Here is a 24,157-nt window from a genome sequence, read left to right as displayed (position 1 = left end):
ATCTTCAGCGTACGGGCGGCACCAGGACGCTGAGGCAGGTTACGCAACCTTCGAGTTTCTCGTACTCGCTGATATCGACGACGATCGGCGCGAACCCGAGCTGATGAACAAGGTCGGCGGTCCGCGGAGCGGAGGCGGCGATGAGCACGCGCTCGTCCCCGAGGGGAACGAGGTGACAGCCGCCCTCCTCCTCGACCGGGAGGAGCTGGGGGAGGGCTTGAATGTCGAGCAGCCCCGGCAGGGCGACCATCGTGCCGTCGGGAAGAGCGGTGACGGCCGACTTCAGGTGGAGGACGCCGTGTAGCCCGACCGCCGTGGTGGTCCGCCCACGGGTGGCGAGGTGGTCGCGCAGCTGGGCGAAGCCGGCCTCGTTGGTCCGCCCACCGAGACCGACGTAGACCCGGTCACCGACCTGCAGCACGTCACCGCCGTCGAGAGTGCCGGGCTCCTCGATCTCGACGACGTCGAGCAACAAGGCCTCGGCGGCGGCCCGAGCGCCCTCGATCTCTGGGCGGCGCTCAGCGGCACCCGGCCGAGTGAGCACGGCGAGCCCGTCGCAGACGACGAGCGTGTCCTCGACGAACACACTGTCGGGGCAGTCATCGGCCGGCGTCACGTCGACGACGGACCAGCCCGCGCCGGCGAGAGCCGCGCGGTAGTCGTCGTGCTGCCGCCGGGCGAGATCAAGGTCAATCGGTGTTCGCTCGATATGCGTGACGATGCCCTCGGCCAACCGCGAGCTTGGCACCCGAACCAACGCCGTCCCACCACTGATCATGGCCCGATTCTGATCGCGCGGGGCCACCACCGCAACGCACCGCCGCACGGCCCTGGCCTTCAACCCCCGAGGACCAGCCATCGACTGGCGGCGGCCTGTTGCGGGCGCCGTCTGCGATCGACTGGCGGCGGCCTGTTGCGGGCGCCGTCGTGCCATCGACTGGCGGCGGCCTGCTGCCGACTGCCTGCCAATCACCGTCGACCAGCGACGGCCTGCGGCCGACCGTCTGCCACCGGTCACCGCCCACGACCGCAGCCAGTGCGTCGGGGCTGGTTGCATCGCCGCATCTGGGTGAGTGGGTAGTGGCGCTGCGCTGGGTGCATTCGGCTAGTGGGTGTTCCTGCGACAATGAAGCGACTCGGCATCGTCGATCACCACGGGAAGCCCATCACGCGGTACGCGAGGGCGCGCTCGGCTCGATCTCCGAAAAGCAGCGGCCCTCGGCCTGCTGGGCCGCCCGGTCTGCACGACCGTCCTCGGCGCCGGGGTCGAGGAGGTCGGGTGATCGTGTGCACCACATCAAGAAGACATCCAGGCCAGCCCATGATCATGTGAGGCTGGTCTGGGCGACACGCCGTCGAACATATTGACCTGGCACACATGATCATGGCCGTGGCCGAATCCAATGTTGATAGGACGCACATGATCATGGCGCGCGCTCGATAGCTGGGCACATGCGTTAGCCAGCGCAGCGATCGCGAAGACCAGCATCGACCAGACGCCTGATTACTCGCGTAGGCGCGGGCCTCGCCCGCCCGGGTGCGGACGTGCACACGCGAGCGCGGGCCTTGCTGACTCGCCGCGTGCGGCCGGGTGTCGCCGCACTAGGTGTAGTAACCGGGAGCGTTGTTGACGCGCGTGATGGGTGGCTTTCCGGCGAGGGCGGTCTGTCCGCGGTGGTGGTTGTAGGTGTTTAGCCATGAGGGTAGGGCGTCGGCGGACGGGCCTTGGGCTTCGGTGGCCTGGCGGCCTTCGAGGGTTGCGCCGCGTTGGGGCTGCGCCGGAGCGCGCCGTGTTGGTGCTGCGGTGTGCGGGCGGGCCTTGGAGCGCGATGGGCGGGCTGGTTCGGGCTTGTGCGGGCGGGCTCGGGGCGGGCTGGGGCGGACTGGTTCGGGCTTGTGCGGGCGGCGCTTGGGGCGGGCTGGGGCGGGCTGGTCCGGGCTTGTGCGGGCGGGGCTTGGGGCGGGCTGGGGCGGGCTGGTTCGGGCTTGTGCGGGCGGGCCTCGGGCGGCGTGGGGCGCCGGGCTGGGGCTTTGGCGAGCGCGCCGGGTTATGGCCCCGCTGGGCGTGGCGGACCTCGGGCCGTGGGCGTGGTCGGCCTTGGGCTTCGGCCGGGCGACGCAGCCGGTGCGCTTGTTCGTCGGTCGGGGGCGTTAGTGGCGTAGCGAGGTCGTGATGCGCATCAGGTCCGCCTGGGTGATGGGTTCGCCCTTGCCGCCCCTGGCCTCCTGCATCGCCTTGGCTAGTTGGGCTCGGCGTAGGACCTCGCCTACGTCGGCTCCGCTGAAGCCGTGGCTGGCCGCGGCCAGGGCCGCCGGGTCGACGTCGGGCGCGAACATTTTGAAGCCCGCGTATTCGTGGCGGTCGGTCAGGTCGCGGATCTTCATTTTGAAGATCTCGGCTCGACCCGCCTCGTCCGGTAGCGGGATCGAGAGTTTGACGTCGAAGCGGCCCGAGCGGATCAGGGAGTCGTCGACGCGGTGTGGGAAGTTGGTGGTCGCTACGACGATCACGTTCTGGTTGTCTTCGATCAGGTTGTTCATTTCCTGCTTGAAGATGCCCGCGACCGCGTTGACGGCCTGGCTGGCCGCGTCGCCGCCGGTGCCCGCGTAGCTGATGATGCTGTCGAACTCGTCGAAGAGCATCACCGTCGGGTGTCGGTAGCGGCGGGCTTCCTGGAAGATCGTTTTGATGTTGCGTTCGGAGCCGCCCAGCCACTTGTCGAGGATCTCGGGTGTGCGGATCTCGCGGAACGTCGCGCCGATCTCGTTGGCCAGCGCTCGCGCCAGCATGGTCTTGCCCGTGCCGGGCGGGCCGTAGAGGAGGATGCCCTGCGGTCGGCGGGCTCCCCAGCGGGCCATGATGTCGGGGTGGCGGAAGCTGACCGCGATCTCGCGGAACTGGCCGACGATCGTGCTCAGGCCGCCGACCTGGTCGAGCGTCACGTTCTCGGTGCGGGTCGGGCCCGGCGCGGCGGCTGACTGCTGGGCGCTCGGCGCGGGCTGGGACTCGCGCTTGCCGATCACGTAGGTGCGGCCGCGCAGCGGCGCCTCGCCGCCTACGAACTCGCCGACCACCCGCAGCACCAGCAGGGTCATCTCGCGCAGCAGGTCGGTGGTCATGTCGGTGCTCGGCACGCTGGCCCGGATCGAGACCGTCCGTGGACCGCCGCGCAGCGGGCCGTCGGGCGAGAACGGGTTGGCGCTGGCCGACCCGTTGGTCGTCGGCCCCTGGTAGGTGATGGTCGCCTTGAGCCCCGCCGCGTTGGCGGCGGCCAGCGGGTCGACCTTCTCGCCGTAGTCGTCGGGGGGCCAGATGGTGCGCACCAGCTTGCTCGGCACCGATCCGATCACCTCGGCGCCTTGTGCGATCTTGCTCGCCACCGGGCCGTCGTTGCCGAACCTGCGCGCGAGCATGGCGCCCAGCGGCGCCGCCGCGCCGAGCATGGCCGCGTCGAACATCGTGCGGGCGCTCGGCCCGCCCCGGACGCTGACGTCGGCCGACAGTTGATGCGTCGCCGCGCCGTCGATGCTCGCGGTGTCCAGCCAGTAGCGCACGTCCTGCACCGGCGCCGGGAAATAGCCGCCGCTGAGCAGCCGCACCCGGGTTTCCCGCGCGGCGACGATGATCGCCGGACCGTCGTTGATCACTAGGCGCCCACCGAGCACCTCGACGGTCTCGGCGTCGCCACGCGGCCCGCTAGAGGCTCCATCCGACATTGATCCACCCCCGTCAGAAACCGGGTCGACCCGCACCTAAGACTGACACGCCGGGCCGACCCCGGCCACCGATCACCCGGGAACCGCGAGCGCCGTCCCTTTTGTCCGAAAAAACGCGTGAAATCACGACACGCAGAACTCGTTGCCCTCCGGATCGCGCATCACCACAGCGAATTGCCCGTTGGCCGCGTCGTCCAAAACACGAAAGATCGAGGCGCCGGCCACACATAGTCGCGCCGCCTCGGCCTCGACCAGCGCACGGCGCTCCGCCAGCGGCCGCGACCGGCCGCCGGTCACGTCGAGGTCGAGATGGAGCCGGTTCTTCACCGTCTTGGCCTCGGGCACCTTCTGGAACCAGAACTTCGGCCCGACGCCGGCCGGATCGACCAGCCGATCAGGCACGTCGGGCTCGCCGGCCAGCTCTTCCTCGGGAACGCCGACGCTGCGATACCACCCGTGCCAGCTCGCGAAGCCGGACGGCGGCGGTGCCAGGTCGTAGTGCAACGCCGTCGCCCAGAACTGCGCCAGCGAAGCCGGACGGCGGCGGTGCCAGGTCGTAGTGCAACGCCGTCGCCCAGAACTGCGCCAGCGAAGCTGGATCCGCGCAGTCGATGGTGATCTGCATCTTCGTCATGGGTGACATGTTCGACCACACGTACGACAGAAATCAGGCGGCGACCACCCGCCGCCGAGCGACGTGCTCGACCAGCGCGATCAACAGCGCCTTGCCGGACTGCCGGTCGCGCGCGTCGCAGAGCACCACCGGCACGTCCGGGTCGAGGTCGAGCGCGTTGCGGACCGAGTCCGGGCTGTGCAGCTGCTTCCCGTCGAAGCAGTTCACGCCCACCACGAACGGCGTGCGCCGCGTCTCGAAGTAGTCGACCGACGGAAAGCAGTCGGCCAGCCGCCGCGTGTCGGCCAGGACCACGGCGCCGAGGGCACCGAACGCGAGCTCGTCCCAGAGGAACCAGAAGCGGTCCTGACCGGGCGTACCGAACAGATAGACCTGAAGATCCTCGTTGATGGTGATCCGGCCGAAGTCCATGGCGACCGTGGTCGTGGTCTTGGCCTCGACGCCGGAGACGTCGTCGGTGTCCTCGCCCGCCGAGCTCAGCACCTCTTCGGTCTGCAAGGGGCGAATCTCGCTGACCGCGCCGACCAGCGTGGTCTTGCCTACCCCGAAGCCGCCCGCGATCAGAATCTTGAGCGCCATCGGAATGCGTTGCCCCGCTCCGGGACGCTCAGAGCGCACGGAGTCCATTGACCACCGCCTGGAGGATGTCGTAATTGGGAAGTGCGGCCGCTGGCTGCGGCTCGTAAGAGACCACGAGCCCGGCGCCGAGCAGGTCGCCGAGCAGGACCCGGACCACGCCGAGCGCCAGGTCGACCCGGGCGGCGAGCTCGGCCACCGCCACCGGGCGCTGCGCGACCTCGATGATCGCGCGGTGCTCGGGCTGCAGCGGTGCCGCGTCGACGCGGTCGAGCGGCGCCGCCACCACGAACGCCACCAGGTCGAAGCCGGTCGCGGGACGAACCCGACCACCGGTCACCGTGTACGGGCGAACGACCGGCCCGGCGTCCATGTCGAGCCAGTCGTGCCCGGGAGAGTCAGCCGCCATCGCCACTCTCCGGCGGCACTGGGGGTATCCGGGCGGGCGAGGTCAGGCTCTGCCCGACTCGGGTGACCAGCATGGCCATCTCGTACGCGACGAGGCCGATGTCGGTCTCCGAGGTGGCCAGCAGCGCGAGGCAGGCGCCCTGGCCGGCGGCGGTCACGAACAGATAGGCCTGCTCCATCTCGACCATCGTCTGCCGGACGGCGCCCGCGGCGAAGTGCCGGCTGGCGCCCTTGGCGAGACTCTGGAAGCCGGCCGCCATCGCGGCGAGGTGCTCCGCGTCGTCGCGCTCCAGTCCGGCGGTCGAGCCCATCAGCAGCCCGTCGGCCGAGAGCACGATCGCCTGCTCCGCCCCGGGCACGCGGGCGACGAGGTCTTGCAGCAGCCAGTCGAGGTTGGACTGCGGCCTGGTCGTCTGCGTCACTTACGCGTCCTTTCCGGATGGATCCTTGACCTGCGCGCCCTCGGGTGCCGGGTGCGTGGACCGGTCGCCCGCGGTGGGCGGTTCCGGTTGCTGCTCGAAGGGTACGGGTGGCGCCACGGAGCCAACTCCCTCCGTCGGTTCGGGAAGTTCACCCGACGCACCGGTCTCCGTCGCCGGCCGGCGCCGCTGCAGGGGTTCGGGATCGGCGCCGTTGCCGTTGTGCGTGACCGTGCCGTTCCCGGTCACCGGTGTCTCCGGGCCAGGATCGCCGGGGGTGATCGGCGTCGGCGTGGTCGGCGAGGTGTAGCGGCGGATCCGCAGCGCGCGGGTCGCGTCGCTGACCGTCGAACCGGCATCGCCGCCCGCGGTGGCACCGTCATCGGCGCCTACGACCGGGCCGGAGAAACCAGAGCCGCCCGCGGCCGCATCCGGCTCAGCGGTGGACGGGGCCGGCGCCGGCGGTGTCCACATCGGGCGCTCGACCGCCTTGGCGGTCAGGTCGCCGGTGGTCGCCATTCCGCTCTCCTGCCGGCCGCGCGTGGTGCCGGCCTGGAGGGCGGACATGCGGGCACGCACCTCTTCCGGGTCGCGGGCGGCCGGCGTCTGCGCTGACCCGCCCACGCTGCCCGACGGCTCGTCGACCGGGCGGCGCAACTGCGGCGCCAGGTGCCGCTGGCGGTTGCGGCGGGGAAGCCCGTCGTCGCCGATGACAAGTTCCGTGGTCGCCTCCTCCGGCGTGCGCCGACGTCGTTGCACGGGCAGGCCGAGCACCGGCGTCGGCTGCGCCGCGGCCGCGGCAGACGAAGGCGACAGCGACGGCGTGGCCACCGGGGCCAACGGCGGCTCGGCGACCGGCGGCGGGGTCGCGATCGGCTCGCGTGGGGTGTGCGCCGGCGCCGTCAGGCCGCCGGACAGCGCCGTCGGCCAGGTCGCACCGGGCGACGACGACCACGCGCCGGACGAGGTGCCGTCACCGGCGGGTGCGGCGGCCTCCGGGACCGCCCACACCGGAGAGTCGTCGGCCCCGACCAGCACCGCGTCGTCCACACCGGGCGGCAGGGCCCGGTCCGTCGCGGCCTCGACCTCGACGGGTGTGCGGCCGGGCAGGGCCAGGGCTCCCGTGCCCGACGCGATCAGCGCGGTCGGCAGCAGGGCCACCGCGGTCACGCCGCCGTAGGGGGAGGAGCGCAGCTGCACGCGTACCCCGTGGCGGGCGCCAAGCTGAGCCACGACGAACAGGCCCAGCCGCGCGGAGTTGGCGGGGTCGAACTCCGGCGGCTCGCTGAGCCGCTGGTTGGCCTCCGCGATCGCCTCGTCGGGCATGCCCAGGCCGCGGTCCTCGATCTCGATGGCGTACCCGTTGGGAACGGCCTGCCCGGCGACCCGCACCTTGGTGTGCGGCGGCGAGAAGGACGTCGCGTTCTCGATCAGCTCGGCCAGCAGGTGGATGACGTCGGCGACCGCACGGCCGGCGACCGCGGCGGGCTCGATCGCCATGATGGTGACCCGGGGATAGTCCTCGACCTCGGACACCGCGCCGCGGATCACGTCGATCATCGGCACCGGCACCCGCCAGCCCCGGCCCGGTGCGGCGCCGGCCAGGACGACCAGGTCCTCGGCGTGGCGGCGCATGCGGGTGGCCAGGTGGTCGATCCGGAAGAGGTCGCCGAGCTCGTCCGGGTCCGTCGTGCGGCGCTCCATTTTGTCGAGCAGGGCGAGCTGGCGGTGCAGCAGCGTCTGGCTGCGGCGGGCGATGTTGAGGAAGACCTCGCTGAGCCCGCGGCGCAGCACCGCCTCGTCGACCGCCGACGTCACCGCGGTGCGCTGGACCGCGGCGAACGCGTGGCCCACCTGCCCCAGCTCGTCGGATCCGAACTCGAGCGACGGCGACTCGGCCTCGATGTCGACCTCCTGGCCGCGGCGCAAGCGGCCGACCAGGGCGGGCAGCCGTTCGTCGGCCAGGGACAGCGCGGCGGTACGCAGCCCGACCAGCCGGCGGATCAGCTCGCGGCCGACGCGCACCGAGACGTAGAGCGCGACGGTGACCGCGACCAGGCCCAGGAAGCCGGCCAGCCCGAGCCGGATCAGGATGCCGGTGGCGGCCGGGACGGCACGGTCGGTGAGCCGCTCGGACGCGTCCAGCTCGAAATCGCGCAGGTCGTGCTGGACCTGGTCGTACGAGGACTGCCAGGCCGTCGCCGAGATCGGCGGGACGCCGTTGTCGGCGCCCTTGGTCACGAGCGTGTTGAGCATGTCGTTGAGCTGCGAGAACGCGGCACCCTCGGTGAGCCGGGTGTACTCGGCGCGGTCCTCGTCGGGCAGGTCGGCGATGGCGTTCTCGTACAGGTAGCGCTGGGTGCCGATGATCTGCACCAGCTGGCCGTGCTCGTCGGCGCCGAACCGGCCGCCGGCGAACACGCCACCCACCAGCGCGTCAGCACGGGCCAGCACCTCGCGGGCGCGGCCGAGTGAGGCGACCGCCCGCGCCTCGCGACCGAGCTGCTCGTCCGGCAGGGCCACCAGCACGGCGAACGCCCGGAACGCCGAGTCGATCACGCCGTTGTAGAGGCCGAGCGCGCCGGCCTTGTCCATGTCGCGACGGTCGATGAAGTCGCGGCCCGAGGGCAGCACCGCGAACGCCTGGTCGAGCTGGGCGAGCCGGCTGGCCAGCAGGTCGCTGGTGTCGGCCTGCGCGGACCGGCGACGGAACTCGGAGATCGCGTTGTCGGTCGCGGTGCGCTGGGTGGCGAGCCGTTCGGGGCTGCTCTTGCCGGCCAGATAGACAAGCGACAGTCGGCGTTCCTGCTGGAGGGCCGAAACGACGTTCTCACCGGGCTTGCCGATGTCGTCGAGCAGGCCCTGCGCGGACAGCAGGCTGAGCGCCGGCCCAAGCGTCAACGTGGTCGCGAAGATCCACAATGCCGTGAGCGCGGCGATCGGCACGGCGACCAAAGAAATGATCTTCGAACGGATCGACCAGCTGCGCGTATTCATCAGTCCTCGCCCGAGGGTTGGCAGGATCGACGACACGTGTCCTGTCAGCTCCCGCCAGAAAGCCGACACCGCCGGTGACGCGTGCGCCTTGGGCAGGATACGCAAACGTACCGCCCCGCACTACCGCCGGACGTCGATGTCCCGTACGCCGGTCACCGGTTGATGAAAGTTCTGCGAACAAAGTCTCGCGAACCGGGATTGGCGACCGTTGCCATCTGGGAAATACCTCCGGCGAAGGAGGGACGCCATGTCGCCCACTCAGATTGTCGTTCTCGTCATCGTCATCGTGGTGCTCGTCGCGGTCGGGATATTCGCTTGGACGGCCATGCGCCGTCGGGCCCTGCGCGACAAGTTCGGCCCGGAGTACGACCGGGTCGTGCAGGAGCAGGAGAGCCGGGCGGCCGCCGAGCGTGAGCTCCGCGACCGTGAGCGCAAGCACGCCGAGTTGAGCCTCACACCGCTGAGCCCGGAGTCGCGCGACCGCTACGCCCAGGCGTGGGAAGAGCTTCAGGTCATGTTCGTCGACGATCCGGCCCGCGCGGTCGGTGCGGCGGACGAGCTCGTCACGCGGCTGGTCGCGGAACGCGGCTACCCCACCGAGGACTACGAGGACCAGCTCGCTCACCTGTCCGTCGAGCACGCCCGCACGCTCGGCAACTACCGCGACGCGCACGACATCCACCTCGCCAACGAGCGTGGCGAGGCCAGCACCGAGCAGTTGCGCCAGGCGGTCGTGCACTACCGGGCACTCGTCGCCGAGCTGCTCGGCGACCAGCCCGTGCGCACCGAGCAGACGGTGCACACCGACGAGCCCGTGCGCACCGACGAGCCCGTGCGCACCGATCAGCCCGTGCACACCGACGGCCCGGTTTCCGACGCCCGCTGACTTCGAGGAGATCCCCCATGACGTACCAGGACCAGCGCAACGAAGAACACCCCGAGGCGGTGAGCTCCGACCCGGTGCCGGTGCCGCGCACCGCTCCGGACGACGAGCTGCACACCGACGCCGACCGGGACGGCAACGACGACCGCACCGAGGCCGAGCGCGGCTACCACGAGAACGAGACGGACGAGCCGGAGATCGGCTACCACGACAGCGTCGAACCGGCCGAGGGCCAGCACGACAACGTCACGCCGGACACCGACGACCGGGTGGAAGACGACGAGGACGGTGAGGTTCGCGAGGACGACGAGGTCCGCGACGAGGCCGACGTCTACCAGGAGGCCGAGGACGAGCGCACCGGGTACGACGACCCGGTGATCGCCTCTCCGGTGGACACCGACGTCGAGCGCAGCGGCGTCGACGGCGCGGAGCTCGACCGGGACCGGGCGGACGACGACGACCGCACCTTCGGCGGCCCGACCTTCCCGGAGAGCACGATGACGCCGGTCGCGTTCGGCGCGGCGGCAGCGGGCGGCGCGGCAGCGGCGGCGGCCATGGCGGCCAACCGCACCGACACCCACACCGACACGGAGACCGTCGAAGACCGAGAAGAAGAAGACCGGGCCGACGTGCGCGACGGCATCGGCGACGACCGCACTCCGGACGAGGTGGCGGTGGTCGCGACCGACGACGAGCCGACCGAGCTCATGCCCGGCCAGGTCGACGCCGAGCCCGTGACCGCCCTGGTAGCGGTCGAGGCCGCGCAGGGCTTCCGGGACCGCTGGCGTGAGGTGCAGCTTCGCTTCGTCGACGACCCACGGGGCGCCGCGGGCGAGGCCCAGGGGCTTGCCGAGGAGGCGGCCGACGCGCTGGTCGCCGCGCTCGACTCGATGCGCAACGACCTGGGCGGCTGGGAGGCCACCGAGGGTGGCGACACCGAGCATCTGCGCGTGGTGGTCCGCCGCTACCGCGACTTCCTGGACCGCGTGCTCCAGAGCTGAGCCGACCGCAGGGGCCCTCGCGGATGCGCGGGGGCCCTTCGCTCAGCCCAGCGGCGTCGGCGTGACCTGCTCGCCGTCGACGGTCACCGTGCCGGTCGTCAGGTCGAGCGCCGGTGCCGGTCGCGCGACCCCGTCGACCTCGAGGATGCCGACCTGCCGGCCCTCGACCACGATCCAGCCGCCGCGCACCTTGGCGTTGCGCACCTGGGCGGTTGCCCGGTAGAGGCCGGACGGCTTGCGTACCGCGCCGATGTCGAAGGTGAAGGTGGCACGACCAGCGGTGACCGTGCCCTTGGCCCGCTTCTCGTCGAACGAGCCGGTGATCTTCCCCTCGTCACCGGCGAGCGCGAGCCGCTCGTCGACCGCGGTGCCCTGGAACCAGGCCTCGACCTTGTCGCCGTCACAGAGGTAGGCGATCGCCACCCCGTCCTTGACCGTGATCGCGATGCTGGCATCACCACCCCGCACCGAACCGCCCCAGGTCACGGTGATCTTCTCCTGCGCCTGAGCGCGGGCCGGCGGCGGCGTGACAGCGGGTGCGCCCGGCGCCTCGGCGGTCGGCGTCGGCGCCGCTGGAGCGGCCTTGTTCTCGCCGGCCGACGCCGGCTTCGGGGCGACGACGGTGAGCGCGTTGTTGGCGGCGAACAGCCCGCCGCCGGCGGCGAGGCCGACCACCAGCGTGACGACGGTTCCCAAGCGCTTCATGATCACTCCCCGTTCCGGGCGTTCCCTACGGGAGACAGCCTCTCGTGCTGTCGCTCTGTCTACAACCACGCACCGCGGAATGCGACGGTTCGCGAAGCCGAGGAGTTTTCAGGAACTGCCTCCCGGGTACGTCGCCCACGGATCGATCCGAGCCGTTCGGACCGGCGGTCGAAAGGGGACGGTGTGGACGGTGGGCTGCGGCTGGATCTGAACTGGCTGGACTACACCCTGCTGACGCTGTACTTCGTGACCGTGCTCGGGGTGGGTTTCGCCGCCCGGCGCGCGATCAGGACCAGCGTCGACTTCTTCCTCTCCGGGCGCTCGCTGCCGGCCTGGGTGACCGGTCTCGCGTTCGTCTCCGCCAACCTCGGCGCCCTGGAAATCATCGGGATGGCCGCCAACGGTGCCCAGTACGGCATCATGACCACGCACTACTACTGGATCGGCGCCGTGCCGGCGATGGTCTTCCTCGGCATCGTGATGATGCCGTTCTACTACGGCTCCAAGGTCCGCTCGGTGCCCGAGTATCTCCGGCTGCGCTTCAACCGCCCGACCCACCTGCTCAACGCGATCACCTTCGCGGTGGCGCAGGTGCTGATCGCCGGCGTCAACCTCTACGCGCTGGCCCTCGTGCTCGACGCGCTCCTCGGCTGGCCGCTCTGGATCTCGATCATCGTTGGTGCCGCGATCGTGCTGACCTACATCAGCATCGGCGGCCTGACCTCGGCGATCTACAACGAGGTGCTCCAGTTCTTCGTCATCCTGGCCGGACTCATCCCGATCACCGTGATCGGCCTGGTCAAGGTCGGTGGCATCGACGGCCTGTTCGACAAGGTGCGAAACAGCGACCTCGGCGAGGCCGGCCTGCACGCCTGGGCCAACACGGGGTCGTCGGACAACCCGCTCGGCGCGCACTGGCTCGGCATCGTGTTCGGGCTCGGCTTCGTGCTCTCGTTCGGCTACTGGACCACCAACTTCGCCGAGGTGCAGCGCGCGCTCTCCGCCCGCAACATGAGTGCCGCCCGGCGCACGCCGCTGATCGCCGCGTACCCGAAGTTGCTCATCCCGCTCGTGACCATCATCCCCGGCATGATCGCGGTGGTCACGGTGCAAGGGCTCGGCGCCGAGAAGGGCGACCTGGTCTACAACAACGCGATCCCGTTGCTGATGCGCGACCTGCTGCCCAACGGCGTGCTCGGGATCGCGGTCACCGGCCTGATGGCCTCGTTCATGGCCGGCATGGCAGCCAACGTCAGCGGGTTCAACACCGTCTTCACGTACGACATCTGGCAGACGTACGTGAAGAAGGAGCGCTCAGACGAGTACTACATCAAGGTCGGCCGGATCGCGACGGTCGGCGGCATCGTGGTCGGCATCGGCACCGCGTTCATCGCCGCCGGGTTCTCCAACATCATGAACTACATCCAGGCCCTGTTCTCGGTCTTCAACGCCCCGCTGTTCGCCACGTTCATCGTCGGCATGTTCTGGAAGCGGATGACCGCCGCGGCCGGCTTCTGGTCGCTGCTGTCCGGCACGGTCGTGGCCCTGTTGACGTACCTCCTCTATCTCGGTGGTGCCCTGCCGTTCGACACCGACCTGGAGGAGAGCTTCTGGGGTGCCGGCCTCGCGTTCGTGACCGTGCTCGTGGCGGCGTTCGTGATCAGCCGGTTCACCGCGCCGAAGCCCGAGGGCGAGCTGCGCGGGCTGGTCCGCGGGCTCGGCGGTGTCGACCTGCGGGGTGACGTGATCGCCGGCGACGCGGCCTGGTACCGCTCGCCGCTGCTGCTCGGCGGCGTCGCGCTGGCCCTGTCCCTGCTGTTCTACATCCCGGTCTGGTGAGGGCGATGAGTGACGAGGAACTGCTCGGCGACAACGAGGAAGAGCGCCGCTCGGCCGCCGCGCGGATGTTCGACGTCCGCCGTGTGATCGGCGGGTTGTTCGTGGTGTACGGCGTGATCGTCACCCTGGTCGGCGCCTTCGACGGTTCCAACGCCATCGAGAAGGCACAGGGGGTACGAATCAACCTGTGGGCCGGGTTGGCCATGCTGGCGGTGGGCCTGCTGTTCCTGCTGTGGCAGTGGCTTTCCCCGGCGGAAGCACCCGCGCCCCCGGAATCCGGCCGCGATGTCGAAAATGAAGGAGGCGACGCGTCGGTCCGGTGAAGGAGGAAGCCATGAAATACATGCTCATGCTCTTCGAACCCGAGACCGACTGGGAAGCACATCCCGACGAGTTGCGGGCGAGCCTGGCCGAGCACGACGCGTTCTCGAAGTGGCTCAAGGAACGCGGCATCACCGAGGTGGGCGGCGAAGCGCTGCGCGGCCCGAGCACGGCCACCACCCTGCGCAAGGTCGGCGACGAGATGGTGGTCACCGACGGGCCGTTCGCCGAGCTGAAGGAGCACCTCGGCGGCTACTACATCATCGACGCCAAGGATCTCGACGAGGCGATCGAGGCGGCCCGGCGGTGCCCGACGGGAACAGTGACCGAGATCCGGCCGATCTGGGACATGACCGATTACACCTGACGTCGACGACGCGCTGGCGACGGCGTACCGCCGTGAGTGGGCCCAGGTGCTCGCCACGGTGGTGCGCCTGACCCGCGACCTGGACGCAGCGCAGGACGCGGTGCAGGAGGCGTTCGCGGCGGCGGTGCCGGCGTGGCGTGCCAACGGGGTGCCCGCGAACCCCGGCGCGTGGCTGACCACCACCGCCCGGCGCAAGGCGGTCTCGGCCCGGCGGCACGTCTCCGCGCTGGAGAGCCGGCTGCCGCTGCTGGTGGTCGACGAGCCGGGTCCCACCGACCCGTTCCCCGACGACCGGCTGCGGCTGCTGTTCACGTGTTGCCACCCCGCGCTGGACCTGGCCGCCCGGGTCGCGCTCACGCTCAACGTCGTCTGCGGACTGCCGACGGCCGACATCGGGCGGATCTTCCTGGTGCCCGACTCGACGATGGCGGCCCGGGTCACGCGGGCCAAGCGGAAGATCCGGGCGGCGGGGATTCCGTACCGCGTGCCGGCGCCGGACGAGATCCCGGAGCGGCTGCCGAGCGTGCTGGCCACCGTCTACCTGTTCTTCGTCCAGGGCCACACGCCGCCGCGGGGCGAGGAGCTGACGGCGGCCGGCGTCACGGCGCGAGCGCTCGACCTGTCCCGGGTGCTCGCGGCGCTGCTGCCGGACGAGCCGGAGGTGGTCGGCCTGCTGGCGTTGCTGCTGCTGACCGAGGCGCGCCGGCCGGCCCGGGTGGACACCGCCGGTGCTCCGGTGCTGCTCGCCGACCAGGACCGGGCGCGGTGGGACCGGCGGCTGATCGCCGAGGGACTCGCGCTGGTGCGACCCGAGCCGCGCGGCCCGTACGCCATCCAGGCGGCGATCGCCGCGGTGCACGCGCTGGCGCCGCAGGCCGCCGACACCGACTGGACGGCGATCGTGCGGCTCTACGACGACCTGCTGGCCGTGCACCCGTCGCCGGTGGCGGCGTTGGCCCGGACGATGGCGTACGCCGAGGTGGCCGGACCGTCCGCGGGCCTCGCGGCCGTCGACCTGCTGGCGGCCGACTCGCGGCTGGCCGGCTATCACGTGCTGCCCGCCGCCCGGGCCGACCTGCTCCGCCGGCTGGGCCGGTCCGTGGAGTCGGCGCAGGAGTACGCGCGGGCGGCCGAGTTGGCCGGCAACGCGGCGGAACGGGCCTATCTGCTGGCCCGGGCGGCGGAACATGGATACGGGTCCCCGCCCCGGCTGACGTGACCGGAACGGGGACCCGTGGCTCATCTCGTTACGAGAGCGGTGGGTAGGCGTTCGCCATGAGCTGGCGGAACTGCGCCGAGAACCACGCGCCGGAGATCGGTGCGTCGGGCAGTGCGCCGGTCGGGTTGTTGCCGTTGAGCGAGTTGCCGCCGTAGGTCGGGTCGCACATCCGGTCGAAGCCCTTGCCGTCGTTGTTCGGGATCTCGCGGCTCGAGCCGTCGGACTCACCCGGGGGCTTGACCCAGACGTAGGCGTCGATGCCGGACGCCGGCGCCGCCGTCGGCCGCTCGCCGAGGCCCGCCCCGCTCTGGTTGCACCAGTTGCCGGCGTGGATCCGCCGGTCGATGCGGGACTGGTCGACGAACGTGTTGAGGTCGGTCGACGTGCTCGGTGCGGCCGGTCGCGCCGATCCGCCCCAGCCGTTGCGGGACGTGTCGATCAGCATGCCGATGTTCGAGGCGAAGCCCTGGCTGACCAGCTCGGTGCGGAACGCCTGGGCGAACGACAGCTCGTCGACGTAGAAGTTCCAGTCGACCCAGCGGGACTGCCGGATCTGCTGGCCGTTAACCGTCGTGTTGATGGTGAAGTGCGGCTCGCGCAACGCCGAGTAGTTGGCGGTGTTGACGATGAAGCCGTGCACCTTGTCGACGGTCGAGCCGGCGGCGGTGGCCGCCTGCTTGAGCTTCTGAGCGGTCGGGCGGAAGTTGCTGTCCCAGCCGATCCAGCCGTGGTGGGCGGCGTCGATGTAGTTGTAGACGTTGGGGATCGCGCCGAGCTTGTTGAGCGCGTAGCCGACGCCGTTGACGTACCCACCGTTGCTGTTCATGGTCGCGCACTTGGCGATGCTGAGGTTGGTGACCAGGTTCGGCAGCGAGTCGATCTCGATGATCGTGATGATCCGCAGACTGCGGTACTTGCTGTTGCTCATGATCGCCGCGATCGGGTCGATGTACTCGCTCTGGTAGCGAGGCAGTTCGTCGACGCCGAGCTCGCCGTTGGAGGCCAGCGCCGAGCAGTCCCGGCCGGGCAGGTTGTAGATGACGAACTGGATGTAGCCGGCGCCCTGGGCGAGCGCGGCGTCCAGGTGGTCCTCGACGCCCATCGGGCCGTTGGACTGGCTGTCCGGGGTGCCCTCGATGGCCGCGATCCGGTCGATCCACACCGCGGTCGGCTGGTTGGAGACCCGGGTGCCGCCCGGCTCCGCGGCCGCCTTGGCGGACCACTCCGGGTTGACGTAACCGCGGGCACCCGAGTACGGGTTGTCCACCTTGGACCCGTTGCTGGGCTGGTCGTTGTCGGACTCGGTCGCGGTCACGCTGACGTTGCCCGCGGAGCTGGTCGCCGCGATCGTCGCGCTGCCGTTGGTCTGGTCGCTGTCCTCCGCCGCGCTGACGGTGACCGGCACGCCGGTGCTCCAGTTGGAGCTGGTCAGCGTCAAGCTGGTCGGCGAGATGGTGATGTCGGAGTCACCGGACTTGGCCAGTGACACGGCTACCGAACTGCTCGGCGCGGAGCTGAGCCGGTAGGTGACGCTCGCTGAGCCGCCCTCGGGCACGCTCACGGCACCGGTGCTGGACTGCAGCGTCGGGGTGGACGAACCGCCGCCGACGGTGAAGGGCACGGCCGAGGTCGTGGTGGACAGGCCGGCACTGTCGTACGCCCGCGCCGCCGCGGTGTGGCTGCCGGAGGCGACGGAGGTGGCGCTGTACGCGTACGGGGAGCTGGTGTCGCTGTTGACCACCGTGCCGTCGATCAGGAACTCGACGCGACTGATGGGTCCCTCGACGTCGCTGGCGGTGGCGGCGAGCGAGACCGCGGATCCGGCGGCGAAGTTCGCGCCGCTGGACGGGCTGGTCAGCGTCACGGTCGGAGCGGTGTTGGTCGGCGTCGTGCCGCCGCAGGTGGTGCCGTTGACGGTGAACGAGGTCGGCTTGGGGTTGCTGCCGCTCCAGGCACCGTTGAAGCCGATCGACGTGGACGCGCCGGTCGCCAGGTTGCCGTTGTAGGACAGGCTCTGCGCGGTCACGTTCTGGCCGGACTGGGTCCAGGTCGCCGACCAGCCCTGCTGTACGCGCTGGCTGGAGTTCGGGAAGGTGAAGCCGAGGGTCCAACTGGTCAACGCGTCACCGGTGTTCTTCAGGGTGACGTTGGCGGTGAACCCGCCGGGCCAGTCGTTGGTGGTGTAGGTGACGTCGCAGGCGACGGCCGCCTGAGCCGCCGTCGACGTCGCGACGAGGCCGGTGGCGGCGAGCAGGCCGGCCCCGGCGACGGCGAGCAGCCGCCGTCTTATCGACAGTGTCATTGCCGTGTCTTCTCCTTGGCCAGACCGGGTCCGTACCCGGGGATGGGGGTTGGGTTTGCGATTGCTCGGCCCGGCCCGGTCAGGCGCCAGCGCGCGGCGTCGCACCCCGCCGTCCGGAGTAGACGAACCCCGGTGCCCTCGGCGACGATGCAGTGCGACCCACGTAGATGCGGCTCGATGAGGAGTCTGCCATGGGAGCGCTTCCATCACAAGCGCTCTATGGGTACGGCTAGTCGACGATCACGACGTCCAGGTGGCGGGGGCCGTGTACGCCCTCCACGCGGTTGAGCTCGATGTCGCTCGTCGCCGACGGACCGGAGATCATCGTCAGCGGGCGGGTGGGGTCCGTCAGGCGGCGCAAAGCGGCCGGGAGGCGTTCGACGATCTGGTCCACCCGGACCACGCAGATGTGGTGGTCGGGCACCAGCGTCAGCAGGCGGCGGCCCTGGTCCGGGCCGGCGTCGAGGATCAGGGTGCCGGTCTGGGCCACCGCGACCGCGCAGCCGGTCACCACCGCCACCCCGGGTGCGTCCAGGTCCGCGACCGTCAACGCGTCGACCCCGTCGCGGGCCACCGTGCCGCGGTAGGAAGACAGCCAACCGTCCGGCGCCCCCGGCGGCAGCACCGCCGTCGGCACCCCGGTCAGCAGACCGGCCACCGTCGAGGGCAGGTCGCCGGCGCCGCAGCGGCGGACCGTGGCCTTGTAGTCCTCCAGGCGGTCGACCAGGAGGTCCACCAGGTCGGCGCCGGCCGGCCCGTCGTCCGCGGCGTAGTCGCGCGGCACCTCGACCGGGGTGGACGGCTGCGCCGTGCGGACCCGGCGGAGGATCTCGGCGCGGGCGTCAGGAGGAGTGCTCACGGGTCCACCATTCGCGGAAGGTCTGCCTGGGCGGCAGTGGGGCGTCGCGCACCGAGGTCCACGCCGACAGCGGCCACGGCAGCCGGCGCAGCGTCCCTCGCCGGCCGGCCGCCATCCGCAGTGGGGCCGCGCCACGGCGGGCGGCGCGCAGGGCGGCCGAGTACCGGCGACGGTCGCGCATCACATAGGACATGGTGCGCATCGCCGTGCGCTCCGCCGACGGTCGGCCGCGCGCGGCGTCCACGCCGGACTGTCGCAGATGGACGAGCACCTGTGGAATGTCGATCCGGACCGGGCACGCGTCGAAGCAGGCGCCGCACAGGGTCGACGCGTACGGCAGCGTGCGGTTGGCGCCCTCACCGCTCAGCTGCGGCGACAGGATCGCTCCGATCGGACCCGGATAGACCGACCCGTACGCGTGCCCGCCCACCCGCTCGTACACCGGGCACACGTTGAGGCACGCCGAGCACCGGATGCAGCGCAGCGCCTGCCGGCCGACCGGGTCCGCCAGCGTGTCCGTGCGGCCGTTGTCGACCAGCACGATGTGCACCGTCTGCGGTCCGTCGCCGGGCGTCACGCCCGTCCACAGCGACGTGTACGGGTTCATCCGCTCGCCCGTCGACGAGCGCGGCAGCAACTGGAGGAACACCTCGAGGTCCGCGAACGAGGGCAGCAGCTTCTCGATGCCCACCACCGAGATCAGCGTCTCCGGCAGCGTCAGGCACATCCGGCCGTTGCCTTCGGACTCCACCACCGCCAGCGTGCCGGTGGAAGCGATCGCGAAGTTGGCGCCGGAGATGCCCACCTTGGTCGACAGGAAGCGGGACCGCAGGTGCCTACGGGCCGCTTCCGCCAGCGCCGGCGGGTCGTCCGTCAAGGCGGCGGTGTCGACCCCGGGCATCCGGGAGGCGAAGATGTCGCGGATCTGCGTGCGGTTGTAGTGGATCGCCGGCACCAGGATGTGCGACGGGGTGTCGTCGGCCAACTGCACGATGAGCTCGGCCAGGTCGGTCTCCACCGCGTGGACGCCGACCGCCTGCAGCGCCTCGTTGAGCCCGATCTCCTGGGTGGCCATCGACTTGACCTTGACCACTTCGGCGGTTCCCGTGGCGACGACCAGGTCCGCGACCACCGCGCACGCCTCGGCGGCGTCACGCGCCCAGTGCACCGTCGCTCCGGCCGCCGTGGCCGCGGCCTCGAACTGCTCCAGCAACGACGGCAGCCGGGCCAGCACGTCGTCCTTGATCGCCGCGCCCGCCACCCGGAGCTGCTCCCAGTCCGGCACCTCGCCGACCATCCGCAGCCGCTTGTCGCGGATCGTGTGCGTCGCCTTGCGCAGGTTGTGCCGCAGCTGCTGGTCGCCCAACTCCCGCCGGGCCGCCGTCGGGAACGGCAGCGGCGTGACGATGTTCCCCGTGCCCGTCATCGCGAGGCCAGGATCTGCGCGTAGTGAATGGGTGTCACGGGTGCCGACGACCGGGACAATCCGCCTCCGATGTGGGTAAGACAGGAGTTGTCAGCGGCGGCCAGATACTCGGCGCCGGTGTCGCACACGGCCGCGCACTTGTCGGCCAACATCGCGCCCGAGACGCCGGGGTTCTTCAGGGCGAACGTCCCGCCGAACCCGCAGCACTCCTCGGCACCCGACAGCGGCGACAGCGTCAGCCCCTCGACCGCCGACAGCAGCTGCCTCGGCCGGTCGCCGAGCCGCAGCATGCGCAGGCCGTGGCAGGTCGGGTGGTACGTCACCCGGTGCGGGAACCGCGCGCCCACGTCGATCACCCCCAACTGGTCGACGAGGAGCTCGGACAGTTCGAAGGTGCGCGAGGCGACCGACGCCAGAGCCGGCGACGGCGCCAGTCGCGGATAGCTCTCCCGGACCATCGCCACACAGGACGCCGACGGGGCCACGATCGCGTCGTACGCGGAGAAGGTCCGCACGAAGTTGTCGACCAGCGGCAGGGTCTCGGCGCGGTAGCCGCTGTTGGCGTGCATCTGCCCGCAGCAGGTCTGGTCGAGGGGGAACTCGACCTGGTGCCCGAGCCGTTCGAGCACGGTCACCACCGCCTTGCCGGTGTCCGGGAACATCAGGTCGTTGACGCAGGTGACGAAGAGGGCGATCCGCATCGGGGTTACCGGCTCTCGAAGAAGGGCAGGTGGCGGTCGCGTGCCGCCGTGAGGTGGGCGCGCATCGCGGCGGCGGCAGCGTCGGCGTCGCCGGCACCGACCGCGTCGACGATCAGGTGGTGCTCGCTCGCGCTGACGCCGTAGTGCGCGCTGGGGAAGTGCAGCCGGAACAGGTGCAGGTGCGCCCGCAGCCGCACGACCGCGTCGTGCAGCATCCGGTTGCCGGACAGTTCGGCCAGCAGGTGATGGAAGCGGGCGTCCTGTGCGGTGAACGCCGCGATCGCGTCGGCATCGCCCGGCCCCGGCAGGTCGGCCGCGCCACGCAGACCGGTCAGCTCGGGCTGGTCGAGGGCGGCGCCGGCGGCCCGGGCGGCGGCGGCCGGCTCGAGGACCAGCCGCATCTCGACCAGCTCCTCGAACTGCGCGCGGGTCAGCAGGGGCGTGGCCGCGTAGCCGACCAGCGGCGTCTTGCTGACCAGCCCGTCGGACTCGAGGCGGGCCAGCGCCTCGCGCACCGGGGTCGGTGAGACGGCCAGCCGCCGAGCCAGCGCGTCGATGTTGATCCGGGCGCCGGGCTGCACCTCGTGGTCCATGATCAGCGCCTGGACCGCCGCGTAAACGTCGTCGGTGAGGGTGATCCGTCGGGCGGGCTGCACGATCAAAGATCCTATAGGATTCGCGGGCGGGCCGCAGCGCGCCGGTCGCGGTGATTGGATCAACGCGTGACCGACGAGATCGTCTACCTCGGCTGCTACACGAAGGAATCGGGCGGTACGGGCGAGGGGATCATCGCGGCCAGACGCGACCCGGGCTCGGGCCGGCTGACACCTGGTGACGTGGTCGCGCGTACCCCGTCGCCGTCCTTCCTGACCTGGCACCCGACCCTGCCCGTGCTCTATGCCGCCAACGAGCTCGCCGAGGGCGAGGTCACCGGCTGGGCGGTCGACGGCCCAGGACCGTTGCGGCCGCACGGGCGAGCCGAGACCGGCGGGGCCGAGCCGTGCCACGTCGCGGTCACCGCCGACGGCTGGCATCTGCTCGCCGCCAACTACGCGAGCGGCTCGATCTCCCTGCATCCCCTGGACCCGATGACGGGCGTCGTGGGGGAGCGGACCGACCTGGTCGTCCACGAAGGCCACGGACCCGACCGCGACCGGCAGGCCGGCCCGCACCTGCACATGATCTCGATCGACCCGGCGGGCGGGCCGCTGGTGGCGGTCGACCTGGGCACCGACGGCCTCTATCCCTACCGGATCGACGGCGAGCGGCTGGTGCCGGCCGGCGAACCGATGCGGCTCGCACCGGCCACCGGCCCGCGGCATATCGCCCGCCACCCGGACGGCCGCCGCGCGTACCTGACCGGTGAGCTGGACGCGATGGTCACGAGCTTCGAGCTCGACGGCACGCAGTGGCGCCAGCGCAACCGGCTCGAGGCGAGCACCCGGTCCGGCGAGAAGTTCCCGTCGGAGATCGCCTGCCGTGCCGACGGCCGCTATCTCTACGTCGCGACCCGCGGTGTCGACACGGTGTCGGTGTTCGCGCTGGACGGTGCCGCGCCGAGGCTGGTCACCGAGGTCGACTGTGGCGGCCGGTGGCCGAGGCATCTGGCGTTGACCGGCGACCATCTCTACATCGCCAACCAACTCGGCGACTCTGTCTCGGTGTTCGCGGTCGACCCGCGGACCGGCGTGCCGACGATGGTCGATGCCCCGGTGCCTGTCGCAAGTCCGACTTGCGTGTTACCTCCGCGCGAGACCGTCATTTCGGGATCCGCGAAAAACGTTGCTGACTAAGGGATTTCACGAACTCGTCGGAGTAACACAGTTACAGGAAGTGACGATAACCGATAAGTTCGTTGCTCCTGCGTAACTTTAAGCCGAACGTACCTATCGCCGATGCCGTCGGGTACGCAAGATGGTCGGGTGTCTGGCCGGCATCGCATGCGAATGAAGCTCCGCGGCGCTGGCGTCATCGCTGCCGCGATGGCGCTGGTGCTCGTTTCCGTTGGCGTTTACTTCGGGTACCGACAGGTATCCCAGCCCGGATGTTCGGGCGAGGCGAAGTTGAACGTCGCGGCGGCGAGCGAGATAGCGCCCGCCATCGAGAAAGCCGCGAAGGCGTGGGTCGACGGCGGCGCTCAAGCCGACGGCGTCTGCGTCGCGGTCAACGTGATCCAGCAGGAGCCCGTCGACGTCGCCGCGGTGGTCGCCGGTAAGCACGGCGTCGCGCTTCCCGGCGTCGGGCTCGCCAACGGCACCGCCACGATGCCGGACGTCTGGGTGCCGGACTCGTCGACCTGGCTGCTGCGGCTGACCAGCGCCGCGCAGGGCTTCTCGCCGACCAACGGCCAGTCGATCGCCCGCAGCCCCGTGGTCGTCGCCATGCCCGAGCCGGTCGCCCAGCAGATCGGGTGGCCGCAGAAGAAGATCAGCTGGCTCGACCTGCTCGGCCAGTTGACCACCGGCACCTCGATCAAGCCCGGCATCGTCGAGCCGACCCGTGACGCCGCCGGCCTGTCCGGCCTGCTGGCGCTCGGCGCCCAGGCGGGCACGCTGGGCGCACAGGCGCAGTCGGCGCAGACCGCGGTGCTCCGCGCACTGGCCTCCGGCAAGTCGGCGCTCCGCGAGGACCTGCTGGCCAAGTTCCCGCGTTCCACCGACCCGGCCAGCATCGCGCAGGCGCTGTCCGTCGCGCCGCTGTCCGAGGAAGACGTCGTCCAGTACAACTCGGCGAAGCCGCCGATCCCGCTGGCCGCGCTCTACCTCGAGCCCGCACCGACGTCGCTGGACTACCCGTACGCGGTGATGCCCGGCACCGACCCGATGAAGGCCAAGGCGGCCGAGGGCCTGTTCCGCGTGCTGACCGCCAAGGACTTCAAGGACGACCTCGGTGCGCAGCACCTGCGTGCCGCCGACGGCACCTGGGGCGACGGCTTCGAGGCGCCGGCCGGCGCACCGAGCCCGGCCGGCACCCCGCAGGTGACCAAGTCCGCCGACTCCGGCGGCACGGCGGCCGGCAGCGCCGACCCGGCCGTGGTCGACCGCACGCTGGCCACCTGGACGGCGGTCACGCTGCCGGCCCGGATGCTCGCGGTCATCGACATCTCCGGCACGATGGGCGGCAAGGTGCCCAGCGCCGGCAACGCCACCCGCATGAAGCTCACCCAGCAGGCGGCGACCCGTGGTCTCGGGCTCTTCAGTGACGACTGGGCGGTCGGCCTCTGGGTCTTCTCCAGCAACCTGGGCGGCGGCAAGGACTACAAGGAGCTGGTGCCGATCCAGCCGGTGTCCAGCGGCCGGTCCGAGTTGCTCGGCAAGCTCAGCACGATCCAGCCCAAGAAGGGCGGCGACACCGGTCTGTACGACACGATCCTCGCCGCCTACAAGAACGTGCAGAAGGGCTGGCAGAGCGGTCGGGTCAACTCGATCGTCATGCTCACCGACGGCATCGGCAACGACGACCCGGACGGCGGCATCAGCCAGGCCGGGCTGCTCAACGAGCTCAAGTCGATCAAGGATGACCAGAAGCCGGTGCAGCTGATCATCATCGGGCTCGGTGACGAGGTGAACCGCGGTCCGCTGGACCAGATCACCAAGGTCACCGGCGGCGGCGTGTTCGTCGCCAAGGACCCGGCGAAGATCGGCGACATCTTCCTGCAGGCCATCTCCAAGCGGCCCAACACCTCTCGCTGACGCGGCGGCAGTCGTTAGGCTGGCTAACGGCTGCCGTCAAGTAAGTGACGGTTTTCCGTCCCAGCTCCACCCCAGAGCGGGGGATGGGTGA

The 24,157-nt window shown here is 70.9% G+C and carries 22 protein-coding genes and 1 pseudogene; 8 read left to right on the top strand and 15 right to left on the bottom strand.

Annotated elements, in window-relative coordinates; all coding sequences use genetic code 11:
* Window positions 1–4: 4 nt before the first annotated feature.
* From ddaH to AB0J88_RS25550, 9 genes and pseudogenes are all read right to left on the bottom strand, one after another.
* Window positions 5–778 (bottom strand): dimethylargininase, encoded by a 774-nt coding sequence (ddaH, locus tag AB0J88_RS25590; protein ID WP_364351792.1) that lies wholly within the window; start codon window positions 776–778, stop codon window positions 5–7.
* An 824-nt stretch (window positions 779–1,602) separates the two neighbouring features.
* Window positions 1,603–1,704: pseudogene (locus AB0J88_RS25585) on the bottom strand (IS481 family transposase); the annotation flags it as partial.
* Between the two features lie 447 nt (window positions 1,705–2,151).
* Complete coding sequence (locus tag AB0J88_RS25580; protein WP_364351795.1) at window positions 2,152–3,717, bottom strand: ATP-binding protein; 1,566 nt, start codon at window positions 3,715–3,717, stop codon at window positions 2,152–2,154.
* A gap of 123 nt (window positions 3,718–3,840) precedes the next feature.
* The gene (locus tag AB0J88_RS25575) at window positions 3,841–4,221 is read right to left on the bottom strand and encodes a VOC family protein (protein WP_364351798.1); all 381 of its coding nucleotides are present in this window, start codon (window positions 4,219–4,221) and stop codon (window positions 3,841–3,843) included.
* Window positions 4,112–4,342 carry a VOC family protein gene (locus AB0J88_RS25570; protein WP_364738028.1) on the bottom strand — a complete coding sequence of 77 codons (231 nt, stop codon included), beginning with the start codon at window positions 4,340–4,342 and terminating at the stop codon, window positions 4,112–4,114. The genes AB0J88_RS25575 and AB0J88_RS25570 overlap by 110 nt, the downstream gene beginning before the upstream one ends.
* A 42-nt stretch (window positions 4,343–4,384) precedes the next feature.
* Window positions 4,385–4,978 (bottom strand): ATP/GTP-binding protein, encoded by a 594-nt coding sequence (locus AB0J88_RS25565; protein WP_364351803.1) that lies wholly within the window; start codon window positions 4,976–4,978, stop codon window positions 4,385–4,387.
* Complete coding sequence (locus tag AB0J88_RS25560) at window positions 4,959–5,336, bottom strand: DUF742 domain-containing protein (RefSeq protein ID WP_364351806.1); 378 nt, start codon at window positions 5,334–5,336, stop codon at window positions 4,959–4,961. The genes AB0J88_RS25565 and AB0J88_RS25560 overlap by 20 nt, the downstream gene beginning before the upstream one ends.
* Entirely contained in the window at window positions 5,326–5,757 is a 432-nt protein-coding gene (locus AB0J88_RS25555) for a roadblock/LC7 domain-containing protein (RefSeq protein WP_364351809.1), read from the bottom strand. Before AB0J88_RS25555 ends, AB0J88_RS25560 begins: the two co-directional genes overlap by 11 nt.
* Window positions 5,758–8,751 carry a nitrate- and nitrite sensing domain-containing protein gene (locus AB0J88_RS25550; RefSeq protein ID WP_364351812.1) on the bottom strand — a complete coding sequence of 998 codons (2,994 nt, stop codon included), beginning with the start codon at window positions 8,749–8,751 and terminating at the stop codon, window positions 5,758–5,760.
* Window positions 8,752–8,998: 247 nt separating this feature from the next.
* Between AB0J88_RS25550 and AB0J88_RS25545 the strand changes: the two genes are divergently transcribed.
* Window positions 8,999–9,637: a hypothetical protein gene (locus AB0J88_RS25545; protein ID WP_364351815.1), complete on the top strand. Its 639-nt coding sequence runs from the start codon at window positions 8,999–9,001 to the stop codon at window positions 9,635–9,637.
* Between the two features lie 17 nt (window positions 9,638–9,654).
* Window positions 9,655–10,635, top strand: a complete 981-nt coding sequence (locus AB0J88_RS25540) for a hypothetical protein (RefSeq protein ID WP_364351818.1) — start codon at window positions 9,655–9,657, stop codon at window positions 10,633–10,635.
* Window positions 10,636–10,677: 42 nt separating this feature from the next.
* Here AB0J88_RS25540 and AB0J88_RS25535 read toward each other — a convergent pair whose 3' ends face one another.
* Complete coding sequence (locus AB0J88_RS25535; protein ID WP_364351821.1) at window positions 10,678–11,340, bottom strand: hypothetical protein; 663 nt, start codon at window positions 11,338–11,340, stop codon at window positions 10,678–10,680.
* A gap of 183 nt (window positions 11,341–11,523) precedes the next feature.
* Between AB0J88_RS25535 and AB0J88_RS25530 the strand changes: the two genes are divergently transcribed.
* The 4 genes from AB0J88_RS25530 to AB0J88_RS25515 are packed head-to-tail and all read left to right on the top strand — an operon-like array spanning window position 11,524 to window position 15,086.
* Window positions 11,524–13,179 (top strand): sodium:solute symporter family protein, encoded by a 1,656-nt coding sequence (locus AB0J88_RS25530; RefSeq protein WP_364351824.1) that lies wholly within the window; start codon window positions 11,524–11,526, stop codon window positions 13,177–13,179.
* 5 nt (window positions 13,180–13,184) lie between these two features.
* Window positions 13,185–13,502 carry a hypothetical protein gene (locus AB0J88_RS25525; RefSeq protein ID WP_364351827.1) on the top strand — a complete coding sequence of 106 codons (318 nt, stop codon included), beginning with the start codon at window positions 13,185–13,187 and terminating at the stop codon, window positions 13,500–13,502.
* Between the two features lie 11 nt (window positions 13,503–13,513).
* Window positions 13,514–13,867, top strand: a complete 354-nt coding sequence (locus AB0J88_RS25520; RefSeq protein ID WP_364351830.1) for a YciI family protein — start codon at window positions 13,514–13,516, stop codon at window positions 13,865–13,867.
* Window positions 13,857–15,086 carry a DUF6596 domain-containing protein gene (locus AB0J88_RS25515; protein ID WP_364738025.1) on the top strand — a complete coding sequence of 410 codons (1,230 nt, stop codon included), beginning with the start codon at window positions 13,857–13,859 and terminating at the stop codon, window positions 15,084–15,086. Before AB0J88_RS25520 ends, AB0J88_RS25515 begins: the two co-directional genes overlap by 11 nt.
* A gap of 28 nt (window positions 15,087–15,114) precedes the next feature.
* Here the strand turns inward: AB0J88_RS25515 and AB0J88_RS25510 are convergent, their stop codons facing one another.
* The 5 genes from AB0J88_RS25510 to AB0J88_RS25490 all read right to left on the bottom strand — a co-directional run bounded on the left by AB0J88_RS25510 (window position 15,115) and on the right by AB0J88_RS25490 (window position 21,030).
* A complete protein-coding gene (locus AB0J88_RS25510) occupies window positions 15,115–17,388 on the bottom strand; it encodes a glycoside hydrolase family 6 protein (protein WP_364351833.1) in 2,274 nt (757 codons plus the stop codon).
* Window positions 17,389–17,617: 229 nt separating this feature from the next.
* Complete coding sequence (locus tag AB0J88_RS25505; protein WP_364351835.1) at window positions 17,618–18,247, bottom strand: LUD domain-containing protein; 630 nt, start codon at window positions 18,245–18,247, stop codon at window positions 17,618–17,620.
* Window positions 18,231–19,673, bottom strand: a complete 1,443-nt coding sequence (locus tag AB0J88_RS25500) for a LutB/LldF family L-lactate oxidation iron-sulfur protein (RefSeq protein ID WP_364351838.1) — start codon at window positions 19,671–19,673, stop codon at window positions 18,231–18,233. Before AB0J88_RS25500 ends, AB0J88_RS25505 begins: the two co-directional genes overlap by 17 nt.
* A complete protein-coding gene (locus AB0J88_RS25495) occupies window positions 19,670–20,374 on the bottom strand; it encodes a (Fe-S)-binding protein (protein WP_364351841.1) in 705 nt (234 codons plus the stop codon). Before AB0J88_RS25495 ends, AB0J88_RS25500 begins: the two co-directional genes overlap by 4 nt.
* 5 nt (window positions 20,375–20,379) lie before the next feature.
* Window positions 20,380–21,030 (bottom strand): GntR family transcriptional regulator, encoded by a 651-nt coding sequence (locus AB0J88_RS25490; protein WP_364351844.1) that lies wholly within the window; start codon window positions 21,028–21,030, stop codon window positions 20,380–20,382.
* A gap of 66 nt (window positions 21,031–21,096) precedes the next feature.
* Here AB0J88_RS25490 and AB0J88_RS25485 point away from each other — a divergent pair, with 66 nt between their 5' ends.
* Both AB0J88_RS25485 and AB0J88_RS25480 read left to right on the top strand, forming a co-directional pair.
* Window positions 21,097–22,167 (top strand): lactonase family protein, encoded by a 1,071-nt coding sequence (locus AB0J88_RS25485; protein ID WP_364351847.1) that lies wholly within the window; start codon window positions 21,097–21,099, stop codon window positions 22,165–22,167.
* A gap of 147 nt (window positions 22,168–22,314) precedes the next feature.
* Complete coding sequence (locus AB0J88_RS25480; protein ID WP_364352090.1) at window positions 22,315–24,066, top strand: VWA domain-containing protein; 1,752 nt, start codon at window positions 22,315–22,317, stop codon at window positions 24,064–24,066.
* The last annotated feature ends 91 nt before the right edge of the window (window positions 24,067–24,157 follow it).

This window comes from Asanoa sp. NPDC049475 (genome assembly GCF_040676915.1).
Lineage (GTDB): Bacteria > Actinomycetota > Actinomycetes > Mycobacteriales > Micromonosporaceae > Asanoa.
This window is presented reverse-complemented; position numbering and strand designations above follow the sequence as displayed.